This window comes from Serratia sp. EC4 (assembly GCF_059652115.1).
Map to the genome: position 1 here is coordinate 196,325 of NZ_JBNIDE010000003.1, position 19,489 is coordinate 215,813.

Here is a 19,489-nt window from a genome sequence, read left to right on the forward strand (position 1 = left end):
TACCGCAGCGTTTTTTTATTCAAAATTCCACCTGCGCACCCAGCTCGATCACCCGATTCGGCGGGATTTCGAACAGATCCGGCGCCCGCAGCGCGTTGCGCTGCAATAGCTGAAACACCTTGCCGCGCACGCGCAGATACCAGGGCCGCTTGCCCAGCACCAGCGTATCGCGCGACATGAAGAACGAGGTCTCGTTCATGGTGAAGCTCATCCCCTCCAGCCCGCAGCGATAAAGGATATCCGTCACGTTGGGCGTCTCGCGCCAGCCGTAGCTCGCCACCACCCGCCAAAAGCTCGCCGACAGCTGTTCGATCGCCACCCGCTGCACATTGTGCACGTACGGCATGTCGGTGGTGACGATGGTCAGCAGCACCACGCGCTCGTGCAGCACCTTGTTGTGCTTCAGGTTATGCAACAGCACCAGCGGCACCGCATGCGGCGTGCGCTCCATAAACACCGCGGTGCCCGGCACCCGCTTCGGCGGCGCCTTCTCCAGCGATTCGATCAGCGCGCTCAGCCCTTCCTGGTTGTCGCGCAACCGGCGGATCAGGCGCGAACGCTCGGTCTTCCAGGTCAGCATGATCAGCAGAATCGTCAGCCCAAGCGCCACCGGCAGCCAGCCGCCGGTCGCCAGCTTGATCAGGTTGGCGCCGAACAGCGGCACGTCGATGCACAGCATGACCAGCAGCATCAACCCGCCCAGCGCGCGCGGCCAGCCCCAGTTTTTCACCGCCACGATGCTCAGCAAAATCGACGACAGCAGCATGGTGCCGGTCACCACGATGCCGTAAGCCGACGCCAGGTTGCTGGAGTGTTTGAAACTGATAATCACGATCAGCACCGCCGCGAACAGCAGCCAGTTCACCACCGGAATGTAGATCTGCCCGGACTCCTGATCGGAGGTATAGATGATGCGCATCGGCGGCAGGTAGCCCAGCCGTACCGCCTGCCGCGTCAGCGAGAACACGCCGGAGATCACCGCCTGCGAGGCGATCACCGTCGCCAGCGTGGCGATCACCAGCAGCGGGATCAGCGCCCAGGTCGGCGCCAGCAGGAAGAACGGGTTGTTGATCGCCGCCGGATTGGCCAGCAGCAGCGCCCCCTGGCCGAAGTAGTTCAACACCAGCGCCGGCGCCACCAGCGTAAACCACGCCAGACGGATCGGCTTTTTACCGAAGTGGCCCATATCGGCGTACAACGCTTCGGCGCCGGTGACCGACAGCACCACCATGCCCAGCGCAAAGAATGACACCGCCTTGTATTCGAGGAAGAAATTCACCGCCCAGTAAGGGTTCAGCGCCCGCAGCACGCCGGGGTGATGCAAAATGCCGCCGATGCCCAGCAGCGCCAGCGTCAGGAACCAGATAACCATCGCCGGGGCAAACAGTTTGCCGACGCTGCCGGTGCCGCGTTTTTGGATCGCGAACAACGCGGTCAGCACCAGCAGCGACAGCGGCACGATAAAGCTGTCCAGCTCGGGGGCGATAATCTGCAGCCCCTCGATGGCCGAGAGCACCGAAATGGCCGGGGTGATCACCCCGTCGCCGTAAAAGAAGCTGCCGCCCACCAGCCCGATCAGCACCGCCGCCGGCACCCAGCGCGCATCCAGCTTGCGGATCGCCAGCGACATCAGCGTCAGAATGCCTCCCTCGCCGTCGTTGTCGGCGCGCATCACAAAACAAATGTATTTAATGGACACCACCAGCGTCAGCAGCCAGAAAATCAGCGACAAAAAGCCGTAAATCGAGGCCGGCGTCAGGGTGATGCCCTCCTCCGCCGTCAGGCATTCGCGCAGGGTATACAGCGGGCTGGTGCCGATATCGCCGTACACCACGCCGATGGCCGCCAGCGTCACCGCCGGCAGCGGCTGCTTGTTTTTTACGTGCATATAAAGGTCTTTATTTAAGGGTTCACGTTGGCAGTATAGATGCAGCCGCAGCACTTTATTTGCCGCCGCAACAATAAGTTCGCGCCGCCGCGCCGGCGATTTTCGCCGCCTTATTGCGCAGTTCTGCGCCGCACGGCGCCTCCGCCTCGTCACAGACGTATTAGACGCTGGGTTTACCCTCGATTTTGTGGCATGATCCGCGGCATTCGTTGTCATCGTTGTTACAGCCACGCCCGAGCGTTACCGTTCGCGGCCGCCGCCGTTGCCCCTGCGATACACACAACCTTATGCAGTAAGCCATGTACCGTTCACCGCGTTTACAGGAGTCATCGTGGCGAAGAATTATTATGACATCACGCTGGCCATGGCGGGCATCAGCCAGTCGGCGCGTTTGGTTCAGCAGTTGGCCCATGAAGGGCAATGCGACCGCGAAGCGTTTCAGACCTCGCTGAAAAGCCTGCTGCAAATGGATCCGCCCTCCACGCTGGCGGTGTTCGGCGGCGAAGAACGCAATTTGATGGTCGGCCTCGAAACCCTGATGGGCGTGCTGAATGCCAACAACAAAGGGCCGGGCGCGGAACTGACCCGCTACACCATCAGCCTGATGGTGCTGGAGCGCAAGCTCAACGCCAACAAACAGGCGATGAACACGCTCGGCGAACGCCTCGGCCAGCTTGAGCGCCAGTTGGCGCACTTCGATCTTGAGTCAGACACCATCATCAGCGCGCTGGCCGGCATTTACGTCGACGTGGTCAGCCCGCTCGGGCCGCGCATTCAGGTGACCGGCTCGCCGGCGATCTTGCAGAATCCGCAGGTGCAGGCCAAGGTGCGCGCCACGCTGCTGGCCGGCATTCGCGCCGCCGTGCTGTGGCAACAGGTCGGCGGCAGCCGCCTGCAGTTAATGTTTTCCCGTAATCGTCTGTTCAAGCAGGCGCAAAATATCGTTGCTTATTGTTAATCGATCCCAGGAGTTGCTACCGATGGAATTATCCTCACTGACCGCCGTTTCCCCCGTTGATGGACGCTACGGTGATAAAGTCAGCGCACTGCGCCCCATTTTCAGCGAATACGGTCTGCTGAAATTCCGCGTACAGGTTGAAGTACGTTGGCTGCAAAAACTGGCCGCCTGCGCAGAAATCAAGGAAGTTCCCGCTTTTGACGCCGACGCAAACGCTTTCCTCGACAAAATCGTCGCGGAATTCAATGAAGAAGACGCGCAGCGCATCAAAACCATCGAACGCACCACCAACCACGACGTGAAAGCGGTCGAGTATTTCCTGAAGGAAAAAGTGGCGGCGGTGCCTGCGCTGCACGCGGTGTCCGAGTTCATCCACTTCGCCTGCACCTCCGAAGACATCAACAACCTGTCGCATGCGCTGATGCTGCAAAGCGCCCGTCAGGACGTGGTGTTGCCTTACTGGCGCAAGATCATCGACGCGCTGAAAGGGCTGGCGCAGGAATACCGCGATATCCCGCTGCTGTCGCGCACCCACGGCCAGCCGGCAACCCCGTCGACCGTCGGCAAAGAGTTCGCCAACGTGGCTTACCGCATGGAGCGCCAGTACCGCCAGTTGGAGCGCGTGGAGATCATGGGTAAAATCAACGGCGCGGTCGGCAACTACAATGCCCACATCATCGCTTACCCGGAAGTGGACTGGCATCAGTTCAGCGAAGCGTTTGTGACCTCGCTCGGCATCACCTGGAACCCGTACACCACGCAGATCGAACCACATGACTACATCGCCGAACTGTTCGACTGCGTAGCGCGTTTCAACACCATTCTGATCGACTTCGACCGCGACATCTGGGGCTACATCGCCCTGAACCACTTCAAGCAGAAGACCATCGCCGGCGAAATCGGCTCTTCCACCATGCCGCACAAGGTCAACCCGATCGACTTCGAAAACTCCGAAGGCAACCTGGGCCTGGCCAACGCCGTGCTGGGCCACCTGGCGGGCAAACTGCCGGTCTCCCGTTGGCAGCGCGACCTGACCGATTCCACCGTGCTGCGTAACCTGGGCGTGGGCCTGGGCTATGCGCTGATCGCCTACCAGGCCACCCTGAAAGGCATCAGCAAGCTGGAAGTGAATCAGGCACACCTGCTGGACGAACTGGATCACAACTGGGAAGTGCTGGCCGAGCCGATCCAGACCGTGATGCGCCGCTACGGCATCGAGAAGCCTTACGAGAAGTTGAAAGAGCTGACCCGCGGCAAGCGCGTGGACGCTGCCGGCATGCAGGCGTTCATCGATGGCCTGGCGCTGCCGGAAGAAGAGAAAACCCGTCTGAAGGCGATGACCCCGGCCAACTACATCGGCCGCGCCACTACCCTGGTCGACGAGCTGAAGTAAACGCGTTAGACCCACAACGACAAGGCGGCCCGCGGGCCGCCTTGTTGCTTATTATTCGCCGCGCAACACCTGCAGCCGGGCAATCTGCCGCCCCTGCGCATCGAAGTTGTCCGCACTCAGCCAACGCTCAAACGCCTGCCGCACCGCCGGCCAACGGTCAGCGGTAATGGCGAACCAGTCGGTATCGCGGCTGCGCCCTTTAACGATCACCGCAAAGCGGAAGTTGCCCTCGTAACGGAAGCCAAAGCGCAGCGCGGCCTGGCGCGATGGCGCGTTATGGCTGTCGCACTTCCACTCACAGCGACGATAGCCCAGCGTGTCGAAGGCGTAACGCAGCAGCAGCGCGATGGCCTCGGTGGCGCTGGAGCGCTGTTTCATCAACGGTGACCAGCTGACGTGGCCGATCTCCAGCACGCCGTTGGCCTCGTCGATGCGCATCAGCGCCACCGTCCCCACCGGCGCGTCGCTGACGGCATCGAACACTGTCAGATTGACCAGCGTCGGGTTGGCCTGCAGCGTCTCCAGATGCAGCAGCATCGCCGCCGGCGTGTCGGGCCGTTCGATAGACAGATAGGTCCAGTCGCGGCCGTCCGGCGCCAGCTGGAAAGCGTCGTACAGCGCGGCGTAATCCCGCTGCGGCTCGAGCGGCGCCAGCGAGCAGAAACGCCCGCCGAGCGTTGCGCCGCCCGGGCGACGAGCCGGTTGCCAATCCGGCATCGGTTCGCCAATCGGCTGACCATAACGATTCATTGCCATACGCGCCTCCTGCGGTTAACGGGTATAAACGATAAACGAGCTTCTTCTGCCGATTTTGTCGTACAGCGAACGCGCCGGCGCGTTGTACTCTTGAGTCATCCAATAGACCCGATCGCTGCCGCGCGCCTCCGCCAGTCGATACGCCTGTTCGAACAGTTTTTCCGACACTTTATGGCCGCGCGCCTGCGGCGACACATAGAGATCTTCGATATAACAATAGCCCATCGCGCTCCAGGTGGACGGATGGAATACCAGGTTCATCAGCCCCAGCAGCCGGCCGTCGGCATCCTCCGCCACCAGCCCGTACACCTGTTCATCCAGCCCCAACCGTTCGAAGGTGCGATCGGTCACCTGCGGCGCCACGTCGGCGCGGTAAAAGTCGAGATAGCCCTGCCACAACGCCAGCCATTGCGCTCTGTCGTCGCCATTGATTCTGCGGATGGTCACTTCACGATTTGATGGGTTCATAGCGCCTCACGGGGTTAAGATATTATTTCCATTAGGGAAATAACCGAATAGCGGCAGGATACACCGCGCAGCGGCGGCGTAATACGGACCAATTCAAAACGCCGAGCAGACCAATTTTAACCGCCGCTTTCCCGCGGCAGCGCGTTGAACACCTGCGCCAGCGTGGCGATAAAGCGCACGATCTCGTCCGGCGTATAGGCCGAAAAACCGAGCACCAGCGCCCCGCGCTGCGGCGCGCCGGTGTAGAAATCCGCCAGGCCGTACAACCGTATTCCTCGTTCGGCCGCCGCCGCCACCAGCCGCCGCTCCGTCGCCGCATCCGCCAACGGGCAAACCAGCTGCAGCCCACCCTGCGGCAAGGCCGGGTGCGTCCAGGGCGCGAGATGGCGTTGCACCGCGTCGTACAGCACATCCAGCCGCGCCTTGTACAGCGTGCGCATATTGCGCAGATGCTCGGCGTAGCCGCCCTCATGCAGGCAGTGGAACAGCGTCATCTGCGCCAGCGCCGACGTGTAGCCGTCCTGAAACTGCCTGGCGGCGACCAATGGCCGCACCAGCTGCGGCGGCGCAATCATGAAGCCGATGCGCAGCCCCGGAAACAGCGTCTTGCTGAAGGTGCCGATGTACAGCGTGCGCCCGCCGCTGTCCAGCCCCTGCAGCGCCGCCTTGGTTTGTCGATCGTAGTTGAACTCGGCGTCATAATCGTCTTCGATGATCCAGGCCCGCCGACGCTGGGCCCACTGCAACAGCGCCAGACGCCGCTCGAGGCTCAGCGAATACCCCAGCGGGTAGTGATGGGACGGCGTGATGTAAACGCCCCGCCCGCCGCCCGTGGCGTGCATCAGTTGCCCGACGTCCATCCCCTGCTCATCGATGCCGATCGGTCGCGCCTGCAGCCCCGCCGACTGCACCAGCTTTTTCGCCCCCTGGTAGCCCGGCTCTTCGACGAATACCGCATCGCCGGGATCGAACAGCACCTGGGTGCACAGCGCCAGCGCCTGCTGAGAGCTGGTGACCACGATCACCTGCTCCGCCGACGCCTTGACGCCCCGCTCCCGCTGCAAATAGTGCGCGATCGCCGCACGCAGTTCCGGCAAGCCCTGCGGATCGGCATACCCCAACAGCCGCTCGCCGTGCCGCCGCAGCGCCTGCTTTTCCCACTGCAGCCATGAATCGATGGGAAACGCCCGCAGATCCGCCAGCGAGGGCGTCAGCGAAGCCTGGCGGCTGGTGTGCGGCGTATGGCTGACCGCCAGCAACGCCCGGCCGCGATCGCTTAACTCGCGTTCCGCCAGCCGCGCCTCCTGGCCTGCCTGCGTCGCCAGCAGTTCACGGCCGAGCAGCGTATCGCAGCGATAACGCACAAAGCTGCCGCGCCCCACCGTTCGGCTGATAAACCCCTCCGCCTCCAGCCGCGCGTAGGTCTGTTCCACCGTGTCACGCGCCACCGTCAACCGGGCCGCCAACGCGCGGCTCGGCGGCAGCTTCGCCCGCCACGGCAGTTCCCCGGCGGTGATGAGCCGCAACAGGGCCTGATGCAGCGCCGAACGTCGGGTCAGCCCCTGCTGACGCTGCTGGGTGAAGGCTGCCAGGATTGCCGCGTCGTCCGCGTGTCTTGGGGTGTCACTCATGGGCAGTCTGTTTCTCCGAGCCTGGGGCGATAGCACACTACTCTACCTCATTTCGCCCAGCGGCGGCGGCAGTTGCGCTGCCCGGCGAAATCCCATTAAATAAGCCATCGCATTGCGGCTACAGGACTTCCGTCAGCTATGAGCAAGGAGATCAACCAGCGTCTGCTGGAAAAACTGCTGCAGGATCTGGCCAGCGCGGGCGCGATGCCGTTATATCTGCGCTTTAACGCCTCGGTGCGCCAGGCTATCGAGCAAGGATTGCTGAACGCGGGGGATTTCCTGCCCAGCGAGCGCCTGTTTACCGAACGGCTCGGCATCTCACGCATCACGGTGCGCAAAGCGCTGGCCTGCCTTGAGCAAGACGGCATCATCGGCCGTTCACGCGGCTACGGCACCTTCATCCAGCCGCAACGGCCCGCGCCGAAGCTGCGCTATTCATTAGCGGACATCAAAGGGTTCTCGCGCGAGGCGACGCAACAGGGGCGTCAGCCGGATACGCAATGGATCAGCCGCGAGCGGGTGCCGGCCAGCGCCGAACTGGCGGAAAAGCTCCGGCTGGCGGTTGGAGCGCCGATCTACCAACTCAAGCGCATTCACTTTATCGATCGGCGGCCGATGTCGGTGGCGGTGTCCTACGTGGTGGCGGCGGCGATTGCCAACGTCGACGAGATTGGCGTCTCGCTGTACGACTACTTCCGGCGCAATAATGTGGAGATGGGCTCGCTGCGCAGCCAGGTCAGCGCGGCGATGGCCGACGACGACATCCGCCAGGCGCTGCAGCTATCAGAACCGATGCCGCTGCTGATCGTGCGCCAGACGTTGTTCGACCACCGCAAGAAGCCGATCGAATACAGCGAAAGCTTCTGCCGCAGCGACATGTACGAGTTTACCAGCGAAAGCTGATCCGTCACGCCTCGCCCTGCCGGCGGAGGCGAAAACGCGCGAACGCCTGGGCATACGCCTCAACATCCAGCGAATTCACCCGCTGCAACTCCGCCAGCAGGGCAGGATCCATCGCGTCGGCGCCGTGCAGCGCGCCGCAGACAGCGGTGGCCATCGCGCCGATGGTGTCGGTATCGCCGCCCAGATTGGCGCACAGCACCGCGCAACGGGTAGGATCGGTTTGCGCCAGCTGCACCATCGCCAGCGCCGCCGGCACCGACTCGATGGTGCTCACCCCGGCGCCAATCAGTTGATATATCCGCTCAGAGGCCTGCTCGGGATCGGCGGCCTCATCCACCACCTGAAACGCCAACTCGATGCGCGCCGCCAGCGAGGGGCTGAACGTCGTCACCTGACGGCGCTGGGCATACTCCGCCACGCCCGGCAGCGCCAGGCGAATCGAGGCCCAGTCCGCGCCCTCCACCGCACGCGAAACCGCCCAAGCGATCGCGACGGCACCGGCGACGGCGATGTCGGATTTATGCGTCGGGCTGGAGGCCAGCCACACCTGCTGACAGAAATCCTCCAGCGGCGCAGACGGCAGCACGCAGCCCAAAGGCGAAATGCGCATTGCTGCGCCATTGGTGATGCCGTTGTTTTCCAACTCGGCGATCGGCGTGCCCGCTTTCTGCTCGCTCAACGCCAGTTTGGAACTGGGGCCGAGAATGTTCTTGTTGAAGGCGTCAAAACTGTCCACCCAGCGGATCACATTGCGGGCGATCAGCGCCGGCACCACCTCACCTTCCGCTTCCCGCAGCGCATCGGCCAGCGCCAGCGCCATCGCGGTATCGTCGGTATATTGCCCGGCCTTGAAGTAACAGGCGGCCGAGTTTTCCTCCGGCCCATCGAGAAAACCGTCTATCCAGCCGAAATGGCGTTTAACCCGCTCGCGCGGCCACAGCTCGGAAGGCATGCCGAGCGCGTCGCCCAGCATCTGTCCGTAAAGTGCGCCCGCTATGCGTTCTGCCTGGGTTAACTGCTTCATCCGTCGCTCCTGAGAAAATGTGCCGTTGCCTCAATAATACCTTATTAGTACCTTTAAAGCTTATCAAGCGCCCGGCTCACACTTCCCTTTCGCGGGCAATGCCCGGCGCGTTTAAGTTGCGTTTAATGTTGCCCCGCCGCTGTTTATCCGACGTTTATCAGAGCTTGTCGATAATGTCGGCGAACAAATTGATAACGCTTATTTTAATACATTGCTTCGGCTCTCTTGCGGGCCGGGCGGGTTATACCTACCATAGCCTCAGCACTTTTTGTCAAAATGGTTCAGGTGGCCGCGTTATTCCCTGACACGCCGCAGAGCGTGTTCCCTTTTATCGCGTGGGTGACAGGATGTTCACCCGCATAGTCACAGGAGTTCGCCATGCGAGTACTGGTTGTTGAAGATAATGGTTTGCTGCGTCACCACCTTTCCGTTCAGATGCGCGAGATGGGCCATCAGGTCGACGCGGCCGAAGACGCCAAGGAAGCCGATTATTTCCTGCAGGAACACGCGCCGGATATCGCCATCGTCGATCTCGGCCTGCCGGGTGAAGACGGCCTGAGCCTGATCCGCCGCTGGCGCGCCCATCAGACCAAGCTGCCGATCCTGGTGCTGACCGCCCGCGAAAGCTGGCAGGACAAAGTGGCGGTGCTGGAAGCCGGCGCCGACGACTATGTCACCAAGCCGTTCCACCTGGAAGAGGTGATCGCCCGCATGCAGGCGCTGATGCGCCGCAACAGCGGCCTGGCTTCGCAGGTGATCGTGCTGCCGCCGTTCCAGATCGATCTGTCGCGCCGCGAACTGAGCGTCAACGATCAACAGATCAAGCTGACCGCCTTTGAATACACCATCATCGAAACCCTGATCCGCAACGCCGGCAAGGTGGTGAGCAAGGATTCGTTGATGCTGCAGCTCTACCCGGACGCCGAACTGCGTGAAAGCCACACCATCGACGTGCTGATGGGCCGCTTGCGCAAGAAAGTGCAGGCGGAATACCCGCATGAAGTGATCACCACGGTACGTGGCCAGGGCTATCGTTTTGACGCGAAGTGAACATGATGTTCAACAAGAATAAAAAACCGTTTTCGCTGCGTGCCCGCTTCCTGATGGCGACCGCCGGGGTGATCCTGGCGCTGTCGCTCTCTTACGGTTTGGTGGCGGTCGTCGGCTATATCGTCAGCTTCGACAAAACCGCCTTCCGTCTGCTGCGCGGCGAGAGCAACCTGTTCTTCAGCCTGGCGCAGTGGAAAGACAACAAACTCACCATCGCCATTCCCCCCGATCTCGATCTCAACTTCCCGACGCTGGTCTTTATCTACGACGATAAAGGCAACCTGCTGTGGAGCCAGCGCAAGGTGCCGGAGCTCGAGAAGCTGATCAACAAGGAATGGCTGGAGGAGTCCGGCTTCTACGAAATCGACACCGACACCCGCGTCAGTAGCGAAGTGCTGGGGGACAACCCCAAAGCGCAGGATCAGCTGAAGAATTACGACGATACCGATCAGAACGCGCTGACCCACTCGGTGGCGGTCAACACCTATGCCGCCACGCCTCGCCTGCCGGCGCTGACCATCGTGGTGGTTGACAGCATTCCGCAGGAGCTGCAGCGATCCGACGTGGTGTGGGAGTGGTTCAGCTACGTGCTGTTGGCCAACCTGCTGCTGGTGGTGCCGCTGCTGTGGCTGGCGGCCTACTGGAGCCTGCGGCCGATCAAGGCGCTGGTCAATCAGGTGGGCGAACTGGAGAACGGCGAGCGCGATCAGCTGGATGAGAACCCGCCCAGCGAACTGCGCGGGCTGGTGCGCAATCTGAACATTCTGGTGCGTAACGAGCGCCAGCGCTACACCAAATATCGCACCACCCTGTCGGATCTGACCCACAGCCTGAAAACGCCGCTGGCGGTGCTGCAAAGCACCCTGCGCTCGCTGCGCAGCGGCAAGCAGACCACCATCGAAGAAGCCGAGCCGATCATGCTGGATCAGATCGGGCGCATCTCGCAGCAGATCGGTTACTACCTGCACCGGGCCAGCATCAACTCCGGCCAGACGGTGTTGACGCGCGAGATCCACTCGGTGCCGGCGCTGCTCGACAGCCTGGTGGTGGCGCTGAACAAGGTTTACCAGCGCAAAGGGGTGGTGATCACGCTGGACATCTCGCCGGAAGTGACCTTTATGGGCGAGAAGAACGACTTTATGGAAGTGATGGGCAACGTGTTGGAAAACGCCTGCAAATACTGCCTGGAGTTCGTTGAGATCACCTCGCTGCACTCAGAGAAAAATCTCATCCTCGTCATCGACGACGACGGCCCGGGCATCCCGGAAAGCAAGCGCCAGCTGATTTTCCAGCGCGGCCAGCGGGTGGACACCCTGCGCCCCGGCCAGGGCCTTGGCCTGTCGGTGGCGGCGGAGATCATCGAGCAATACGACGGCGAAATCGTCATCAGCGACAGCCCGCTCGGCGGCGCGCGCATGCAGGTCACTTTCGCCCGCCAGCACGATACCCACCACAACGAATAAATTATGCCGCTGCGGCCCCGATCCACGGGGCCAAACTTCCGTTATAATCGCACTCAGGCTCACTCCCCTATCCTGGAATAGAACATGGATTATCAATTAGATCTGGACTGGAACGATTTTTTGCAACGTTATTGGCAAAAGCGTCCGGTGATTCTGAAGCGCGGCTTCAAAAACTTTATCGATCCGATCTCCCCGGATGAGCTGGCCGGGTTGGCGATGGAAAACGAAGTGGACAGCCGCCTGGTCAGCCACCAGGACGGCCGTTGGCAGGTCGCGCACGGCCCCTTCGAGAGCTTCGACCACCTGAGCGAAAACAACTGGTCGCTGCTGGTGCAGGCGGTGGATCACTGGCATGAGCCTTCGGCGGCGCTGATGCGCCCGTTCCGCCAACTGCCGGACTGGCGGATGGATGACCTGATGATCTCCTTCTCGGTGCCGGGCGGCGGCGTCGGCCCGCACCTCGATCAGTACGACGTGTTCATCATTCAGGGCACCGGCCGCCGCCGCTGGCGAGTCGGGGAAAAAACGCCGCTGAAACAGCACTGCCCGCACCCGGATCTGCTGCAGGTCGAACCGTTCGACGCCATCATCGACGAAGAGATGGAGCCGGGCGACATTCTCTACATTCCGCCGGGCTTCCCGCATGAAGGCTACGCGCTGGAAAACGCGCTCAACTACTCGGTGGGCTTCCGCGCGCCGAACGGCCGCGAGCTGGTGAGCGGCTTCGCCGACTACGTGCTGGCGCGCGAACTCGGCAGCAAGCGCTACGGCGATCCGGACGTTAAACTGCGCGAACACCCGGCGGAGATCTTGCCGCAGGAAGTGGACGCCTTACGGCAGATGATGCTGGATCTGGTGCAACAGCCGGAGCACTTCCAGCACTGGTTTGGCGAGTTTATCTCCCAATCGCGCCACGAGCTGGATCTGGCGCCGCCGGAGCCGCCGTATCAGGCCGGGGAAATCTACGAACTGCTGCAACAGGGTGAAGCGCTGCAGCGCTTGGGTGGGTTGCGCGTGCTGCGCGTCGGCGATCGCTGCTTCGTCAACGGCGAGCTGATCGACACCGACCAGCTGCAGGCCGCAGACGCCCTGTGCCAAAACTTCAGCGTCGACGCCGCCCTGCTCGGCGACGCGGTGGACGATCCGTCATTCCTGGCGCTGCTGACCGCGCTGGTCAACAGCGGCTATTGGTACTTTAACGACTGATTGCCGTCACGCGCACAAGCCACCCTGCCGGGTGGCTTTTTTATGCCTGCCGCGCCTGCGCGCGAAAGCCGGCCAGCGCTTCATCCGCCATGCCCGCCTGCTCCGCCGCCGCGCAAATCTGCCGCCAGGTAGTGGCGTCTACCGGTATGCCCTGCTCCAGCCGCGCCGCGCGGTTGGCCTCCTCCCATTCGCCCGGCACCGCGATCGGCTGTTCACCGCTCGGCGGCGACGCCTTTACCCAGCCGATAAACGCTTCGGCCTCGGCCTGCATTTGCGGGGCGTCGAAGGCCTGAGGATCGAGGATCAGGGTCGTCATGCAGTTGAAGATGGCGTCGCTGTCGGCTTTCAGCGTGGCGTCGTGGGTGGTGCGGCCGCCGGAGAGCGCGCCGCCGAGGATTTCGCACATCGCCGCCAGCGCATAGCCTTTGTGCAAACCGAACGGCAGCAGCGAACCGAACGGCGCTTCGTGCATCACCTTCGGCTCGGTGGTGGGTTGCCCGTGTTCGTCGATCAGATAGCCCGGCGCCACCGACAAGCCTTTGTTATAGGCCACCCGAGTCTTGCCGAAGGCGATGCCGCTGGTGGCGAAATCCAACAGCAGCGGCGTGCGGCCCGGCCGCGGGAAAATGGCGCAGAACGGGTTGGTGCCGAAGCGGCGATCGCTGCCGCCGAACGGCGCCACCATCGGATCGCCCACCACGTTGACGAAGTGAATCGAGATGAAACCGGCGCGGGCGCACTGCTCCGCCCAATGGCCGATGCGGCCGATATGGTGCGCATTGTGCAGCGCCACCGCCGCCAGGCCCAGCTTGCCGGCGCGTTCAATGCCCAGCGCCATCGCTTCGCTGGCCACCACCTGACCGAAGCCGCGCGCGCCGTCGAACGTCAGCACCGCGCCGGCGTCGCGCACCACCTCGGCATGTTGATTGAGCTGCAATTGCCCCTGCGCCAACGACGCCATGTAGCTGGGGATCATGCCGACGCCGTGCGAGTCGTGCCCGGCCAGATTGGCCTGCACCAGATGATCGGCCACCAGCTCGGCTTCGCGCGCCGTGCTGCCGGCCTGGCGCCAAATCGCCTGAACGAACTGCGCCAAATGCGGGCTGGCGATACGGTATTCGGTGCTCATCATGCGGTCCTTATGCGTGGGGAATGTACCTCCACACTATGAGCAACGCCTTGTTTCGGCAAGCGATTATGCCGATCGCAAGCGTCCCGTTTTAACTACAGTATCCGCACGTTAGCCCAGGCGACAAAAAGAGCGGGCGCCACTACGTTAGCCCCCCGGCAAAAGGCTCTCGTTATGGTGCCCTTCCACCTGCAAAAAAAGAAAACCCCCAACAAGCTTTCGTTTGCTGGGGGCTAAAGATGCACTAATCAGACCATAACTATGGCTATTCGATACCGTATTTTTTCTCGGTTACGAATTTCGGCTCTTTCCAGTTGGGGCCTTTAACTACTTTTCCATTTTGATCTTGAAGCACCCCTTTTTGGAATAATGCATCGTAAGTAGAAGAGAGTTCCCCGCTGGAAATTGCATCAAAGCGATTATAGGTATATAGACGATCTAATTTACGGTAATCAGAGGTCGGTCCCAAAAAAGTTAGCACATCTTCTACACTTTCATTTTTAACGATATCTTTTAAAGGCATTATTTCTTCCCTCCCATAGCATCTTTCAGCTCCTGTTCATATGCGGCTTGTAGGGCCCCATCGGTATAAAGTGCCTGTTCTTTTTCATTTATTCTATAGTCTTCAAGCGTAGCAGTATGTGTATTATTCCATACGGCCTTCTGTTCTTGAACACTGTGCGGAACCTCACCATCTTTTATGCCAAGATTCCTGTACCTCTCCAACTCTCTGATTTCATGAGTATAAAATCGCCTATCAGTGTCAGTAGGTTGTAGCTCCCCTTTCAAAATTTTATCCAAACGGTCAATCATCACTTGGTTTTCCGGGGTCTGTTCAAAACGCCCAGTATGAAGCTTCACCTTATCTACGCCGGCACGGTCGATGCTGGCCCCTTTCCAATCCAGGTTCTGGATGGGGCCCCCAGCTTTATTGGTGTTGTATTCACGACCGCTGTATTTGCCCCTGGCGTTGGTTTCACCATAGGGCTTGCTCACCATCACATAGACAGCTTCAACTCCGGTTTCCAGCGCATCCGGCTGCCACAGGATAAAGTCTTGCAGATCCTGCACCACATCCGCCGGGAAGGTGGTGACCACGATGCTGTCCGCCTGCCTGATGCCGGTGCCGGTATGCACTGGCGATTTGGGCCCCGGTGAGCCGTTGCCGGTATGCGCCGGCGCAGCCGGCCCGGTCGGCACCGGGTTGATCAGTATCGTTCTGGCCGGCGCGCCCGCCACCGCCGGCAGCATGATTTTGTCCAGCCCCGTCAGCTCATCGCGAACGGGTCTGAATACCGGCACGCTCGGCGATACGCCGCCGACGCCCGTTCTGACGAAGTTGACGCTCTGTCTCCCGTCATCGTCAGTGGTGATAAATCCGCGCACCGGCAAATCGACCGAGGTCATGCCGGGCTGAATGGTCGTCCTGCCCGCCGCCGCCAGGCTCGCCTGAAGGGCAAACAGATTGACATCCCGCCCGGGCACCCGGTCACTCCCTGCACCGACCTCCGTCGGGTAGAAGCCGAGAGCAAAAGCCCCCAGCACCGATCCGGCGGCGACCGCGGTGCCGGCGCGTATACTGCCGACTTCGTAGGCCGCCCGCCACGATGCGCTTGCTGCCCAGCCGGCCAGTTCGCTCGTGGTCGTCATCACACCTTGCCCGACCATCGACGTCTGCAGCATGGCGGGGGCGCGGTTGAGCACCATGGCGCCTGCCGCCGCCAGCGCCGCATTGGCCGCTTTTAGCTTTTCCGGCGTATACGCCGGAGCGTCCATAATACCCGCTTTAGCGAACAACGCTTTTCTAGCTGCTTCCACCTTGCGGGCCTCTTCAGCCTTACGGGCTTCCTCGGCTTTGCGAGCCTCTTCAGCCTTACGGGCTTCCTCGGCTTTGCGAGCCTCTTCAGCCTTACGAGCCTCTTCGACTCTGCGGGCCTCTTCCGCCTTTCGGGCCTCCTCAGCTTTACGGGCCTCTTCGGCCACTTCTCGTTCTACCTGTTTAAATTGTTGATAGGCCGAGGTCAAAGAAGATACTTCGACATTGCGTTGCCGATACCCTGTACGATCGCTCCCTTTGCCACCTCCGCTGATCTCATACTGCTCCGTAATTTCTGTCATCACCCTATTATTTTCAAGCCAGAAACCCGGTGGGATTGTTCCATTAAGCGCCTCGGAATAGGTGGCTAATGACGCCTTATCCTCTGCGGCAGAATTGTTGCCGTTATTGTTCCCGTTGGGTACGTTCTGATAATTACCGATTCTGTGATTGGTTTCGATATTACCGGCGAACACGATCCCGCCTTGAGCAGGCAACCCCACGCCAAGTACATTTTTAACTTGTGAGACAGAGGTAATAGCCTTGCTGACGGCGGCTTCATCGGTTGTACGAATTTCACCAACCTGCACCTGTATTTTTCCGTCAGCCCCAACACTTTTCAAAGCTACCTTTGCATAAGGTGTAACCGCACGTACTTTTTTTTGTAACTCCTTCAGGATATTACTAACTTTAGGGTCATTTTTGATAGCGTTAACCTGTCGCCGTATTGCCGCTCCTTGGGAATCTCCACTGCTGCTACTGTCCCTGCCACCGTTACCGTTCCCATTACCTCCATCCCAGTTGGTACTGCTATCTTGACCGGGATTTAAACCGTGTACTCCATCGATATGCACATCCCCCATGCCAGGAATATTTATATCCATAGATCCACCGTGCCCTACATTTGGCCCCTGATCTGAAGCCCCACCTTTAACACCGCCAGTTGGGCCACGGCTGTCTTTTCCATCTCCGCCACTCATGTGTCAGTCCTTTATTTCGTTATTCGGCAGCAGAGTAAATTCTTAAGTGCTTATTACCAGCAACACCGTCGATTAATACTCTGCGCAACCTACAAAAATTTATTAATCAGGCGTTCACAATCGCTTTTTCCAAAGCAACCAATCGAGCTTCAAATGCTTCACGCTCGGCATCTCGAAGTGAGCGCTCCTCCTTAAGCGCCTCAACCAGCAGCGCCACCACGCCGTTGATATTGATGCCCCGGGCATCCTTCAGCACGCTGCCGTCGTTAAGCTTCAATTCGGTTTGGGTGACCGACTGTGGCAATACGCTCTCCACTTCCTGAGCGATCACCCCGGCTTCCGGCACACCCTGTTTGAGGTAGGTGTAGCCGCCGATATTGGCCAGCTTGTCCAATGCGCCAGCAATTTGGGTGATGTCCGTTTTCATGCGGGCGTCGGAGCTGCTGTTCCAGGCGCCGTTGGTGTAGGCATGACCGTTATTGCGGAACTCATACCATCCCTGCGCCCCGCCGTTGGCCACATGGAATGCCATGGCATGGTATTGGCTAATGTGTTCAATGTGATAAATATCTGCGCTCAGATCCCCATTTCCCTGAAGACGCACCCCATTGGTAATACGTTCTGCTTTACCTGAAACGTCAATATTGCCGGCAGCGACAATCCAGCCATTGCCGTTACGTTTTGTCAGTTGCCCGACAGAGAGCTCGCTGTTCGCCTTTACTTGAATTTCATTCCAGCGTCCCGCAAGATCGCTATAAGCCAGTAATCCCGTATCTTCTTTTCCGGGGATAATCCGCGCGCCCATCATCATAGAAGAACTGACTCCGCTGGTGACGAAGCGCGTATGAATATAGGGCGCGTTGTATGCCTGCCCATTTATCAGGGGAGTAGGCCCAGTGGTCACAGCCCCTATACCCGCGTCATGCGAGACCATCGCCCCGCCGGAAATGTCCACCCCATTGCGCAGTGCAACCCGGCCAGACGCCAAATTGAACGAGAACGGGCGCAGGGTGTTCCACTGTCCGTTAAGCGCTTGGCCACCCGGCGTCGTCAGCGCATAAAAATCGCGTCCATCATTACGCAGCATCACGCCGGTATTGCCATTTGCCAGCCGAAAACCATTGGCCGATTTGGAGACGATTTCACCGTCGCTGACCACGCGCTGGCGCAGCGTAGACAGCGATTTCAGTTCGGCGATATCGTCATTAACGCCGTTAATCACCTGAGCATTTTTCTTTTCTTCTGCCATGATTATTACCCTCTTACGTCCTGTTTGATGGCGGTTAACAGCGCTCATTCCCCCAGCATTCCCTGTCCACTGGGCTCACCGCACCGAAGCTGTAAAACCGATTAAGCACACAGCAAGCCTGTATGCATAACCAGCATTCTATCTCTGAGGATAACGGGATCCCCTCACCACGGGTTGTATGATGAAGGGGACAACAATGAGGCAGGGAACGATAAGAGAACGGCGAGTGCACGGAGCCCCGCCGGGTGGATCAGAAAAGGGAATGCGGGCCGGCCAAGCCGGCCGGGGAATGAAGGGGTTTACCGCGCCCGCTCGGCGGCCAGCGCCGCGATGCGCATAATCACCGCCACCGCTTGCTCCATGCCCTCCAGCGTCACGAATTCGTGCTTGCCGTGGTAGTTGTAGCCGCCGGTGAACAGGTTCGGGCACGGCAGGCCGCGGAACGACAGCTGCGCGCCGTCGGTGCCGCCGCGGATCGGCTTCATCACCGGTTCGATGTCGCAGTCGCGCATCGCCTGCTGCGCCAGCGCAATCACGTGCGGGTGCTCCGCCACCTGTTCACGCATGTTGTAATAGTTGTCTTCGATGCTCACTTCGATATAGCAATCGCGGGGCAAGCCTTTGCCGACCTCGCGAGCGATGTCCACCATCTTGCGTTTGCGCGCCTCAAACCCCTCACGCTCGAAGTCGCGCAGGATGTAGTGCATTTCGGCGCGCTCTACGCTGCCCTTAATGCTGCTGAGATGATAAAAGCCCTGGTAGCCTTCGGTGGTCTCCGGCGCTTCGTCCGCCGGCAGCGCCTGATGAATGCGGGTGGCCAGCGACAGCGCGTTGACCATCACCCCCTTGGCGCTGCCGGGGTGCACGCTGTTGCCGAGGATTTTGATCGTCACCGAGGCGGCGTTGAAGTTTTCGCACTCCAGCTCGCCGACGCCGCCGCCGTCCACCGTGTAGGCCCATTCGGCATTGAAGGCCGCCACGTCGAACAGCTGCGCCCCCTTGCCCACCTCCTCGTCCGGGGTGAAGGCCACGCGGATGTCGCCGTGCGGGATTTTGCGCGCGCGCAGGCGCACCATGGCGGTGAGGATCTCGGCGATGCCCGCCTTGTCGTCGGCGCCCAGCAGCGTCTTGCCGTCGGTGGTGATCAGCGTCTGCCCCAGCATCTGGTGCAAGATCGGGAACATCACCGGCGACAGCACTTCATCGCCGATGCCGAGCGCAATGTCGCCGCCGCGATAGTTCTCGACGATCTGCGGATTGACATGTTTGCCGCTGAAATCCGGCGAAGTATCCAGATGGGCGATGAAACCGACCGCAGGCACCGGCCAGGCGACGTTACCCGGCCAGGTGCCCATCACGCAGCCGTGTTCGCTGAGCGACACCCGCTCGAAGCCGAGCGCGATCATTTCCTGCTGCAACGCACGCGCCAGCTTCAACTGCCCGTCGGTGCTCGGCACATGCTTTACGTTCGCTTTGGACTGGGTGTCGAAAGAGACGTAGTTGAAAAAGCGGTCAAGTAATTTGTCCATGGTAGCGGCCCCTCAGAATATCGCGTTTCATTATGCGGAACCGATC

The 19,489-nt window shown here is 60.6% G+C and carries 16 protein-coding genes; 6 read left to right on the forward strand and 10 right to left on the reverse strand.

The window, feature by feature from the left end; genetic code table 11:
• Positions 1-19: 19 nt before the first annotated feature.
• Positions 20-1,888, reverse strand: coding sequence for a low affinity potassium transporter Kup (kup, locus tag ACP39K_RS11075; RefSeq protein WP_016928067.1), 1,869 nt, complete (start codon positions 1,886-1,888; stop codon positions 20-22).
• A gap of 331 nt (positions 1,889-2,219) precedes the next feature.
• Here kup and hflD point away from each other — a divergent pair, with 331 nt between their 5' ends.
• Both hflD and purB read left to right on the forward strand, forming a co-directional pair.
• Complete coding sequence (gene hflD, locus ACP39K_RS11080) at positions 2,220-2,846, forward strand: high frequency lysogenization protein HflD (RefSeq protein WP_147881967.1); 627 nt, start codon at positions 2,220-2,222, stop codon at positions 2,844-2,846.
• 22 nt (positions 2,847-2,868) lie between these two features.
• Positions 2,869-4,239, forward strand: coding sequence for an adenylosuccinate lyase (gene purB, locus ACP39K_RS11085; protein WP_497008487.1), 1,371 nt, complete (start codon positions 2,869-2,871; stop codon positions 4,237-4,239).
• A gap of 51 nt (positions 4,240-4,290) precedes the next feature.
• On the opposite strand, the gene ACP39K_RS11090 is transcribed toward purB, so the two are convergent.
• From ACP39K_RS11090 to pdxR, 3 genes are all read right to left on the reverse strand, one after another.
• On the reverse strand, positions 4,291-4,995 hold the full coding sequence (locus ACP39K_RS11090; protein ID WP_048796618.1) for a GNAT family N-acetyltransferase: 705 nt from the start codon (positions 4,993-4,995) through the stop codon (positions 4,291-4,293).
• Between the two features lie 15 nt (positions 4,996-5,010).
• On the reverse strand, positions 5,011-5,463 hold the full coding sequence (locus ACP39K_RS11095) for a GNAT family N-acetyltransferase (RefSeq protein ID WP_048323028.1): 453 nt from the start codon (positions 5,461-5,463) through the stop codon (positions 5,011-5,013).
• A gap of 116 nt (positions 5,464-5,579) precedes the next feature.
• Positions 5,580-7,094: a MocR-like pyridoxine biosynthesis transcription factor PdxR gene (gene pdxR, locus ACP39K_RS11100; RefSeq protein WP_016928072.1), complete on the reverse strand. Its 1,515-nt coding sequence runs from the start codon at positions 7,092-7,094 to the stop codon at positions 5,580-5,582.
• A gap of 138 nt (positions 7,095-7,232) precedes the next feature.
• Here pdxR and ACP39K_RS11105 point away from each other — a divergent pair, with 138 nt between their 5' ends.
• Positions 7,233-7,997, forward strand: a complete 765-nt coding sequence (locus ACP39K_RS11105) for a GntR family transcriptional regulator (protein ID WP_243811221.1) — start codon at positions 7,233-7,235, stop codon at positions 7,995-7,997.
• 4 nt (positions 7,998-8,001) lie between these two features.
• On the opposite strand, the gene ACP39K_RS11110 is transcribed toward ACP39K_RS11105, so the two are convergent.
• Complete coding sequence (locus tag ACP39K_RS11110) at positions 8,002-9,021, reverse strand: ADP-ribosylglycohydrolase family protein (RefSeq protein ID WP_033640606.1); 1,020 nt, start codon at positions 9,019-9,021, stop codon at positions 8,002-8,004.
• Between the two features lie 378 nt (positions 9,022-9,399).
• On the opposite strand from ACP39K_RS11110, the gene phoP reads away from it, so the two are divergent.
• From phoP to ACP39K_RS11125, 3 genes are all read left to right on the forward strand, one after another.
• Entirely contained in the window at positions 9,400-10,071 is a 672-nt protein-coding gene (phoP, locus tag ACP39K_RS11115; RefSeq protein ID WP_004941169.1) for a two-component system response regulator PhoP, read from the forward strand.
• A gap of 5 nt (positions 10,072-10,076) precedes the next feature.
• On the forward strand, positions 10,077-11,534 hold the full coding sequence (gene phoQ / locus ACP39K_RS11120; RefSeq protein ID WP_028128045.1) for a two-component system sensor histidine kinase PhoQ: 1,458 nt from the start codon (positions 10,077-10,079) through the stop codon (positions 11,532-11,534).
• Between the two features lie 84 nt (positions 11,535-11,618).
• The gene (locus tag ACP39K_RS11125) at positions 11,619-12,740 is read left to right on the forward strand and encodes a ribosomal protein uL16 3-hydroxylase (protein WP_033638200.1); all 1,122 of its coding nucleotides are present in this window, start codon (positions 11,619-11,621) and stop codon (positions 12,738-12,740) included.
• Positions 12,741-12,780: 40 nt separating this feature from the next.
• Here ACP39K_RS11125 and ACP39K_RS11130 read toward each other — a convergent pair whose 3' ends face one another.
• The 5 genes from ACP39K_RS11130 to pepT form a co-directional block, all read right to left on the reverse strand.
• On the reverse strand, positions 12,781-13,869 hold the full coding sequence (locus ACP39K_RS11130) for a malate/lactate/ureidoglycolate dehydrogenase (protein ID WP_497008573.1): 1,089 nt from the start codon (positions 13,867-13,869) through the stop codon (positions 12,781-12,783).
• Positions 13,870-14,134: 265 nt separating this feature from the next.
• Positions 14,135-14,392 carry a hypothetical protein gene (locus ACP39K_RS11135; protein WP_015377593.1) on the reverse strand — a complete coding sequence of 86 codons (258 nt, stop codon included), beginning with the start codon at positions 14,390-14,392 and terminating at the stop codon, positions 14,135-14,137.
• On the reverse strand, positions 14,392-16,569 hold the full coding sequence (locus ACP39K_RS11140) for an S-type pyocin domain-containing protein (RefSeq protein ID WP_497008488.1): 2,178 nt from the start codon (positions 16,567-16,569) through the stop codon (positions 14,392-14,394). The genes ACP39K_RS11135 and ACP39K_RS11140 overlap by 1 nt, the downstream gene beginning before the upstream one ends.
• 202 nt (positions 16,570-16,771) lie before the next feature.
• Positions 16,772-17,914 carry a tail fiber domain-containing protein gene (locus ACP39K_RS11145; RefSeq protein WP_261280499.1) on the reverse strand — a complete coding sequence of 381 codons (1,143 nt, stop codon included), beginning with the start codon at positions 17,912-17,914 and terminating at the stop codon, positions 16,772-16,774.
• A 299-nt stretch (positions 17,915-18,213) separates the two neighbouring features.
• Positions 18,214-19,443 carry a peptidase T gene (gene pepT, locus ACP39K_RS11150; RefSeq protein ID WP_033640614.1) on the reverse strand — a complete coding sequence of 410 codons (1,230 nt, stop codon included), beginning with the start codon at positions 19,441-19,443 and terminating at the stop codon, positions 18,214-18,216.
• Between the last annotated feature and the right edge of the window lie 46 nt (positions 19,444-19,489).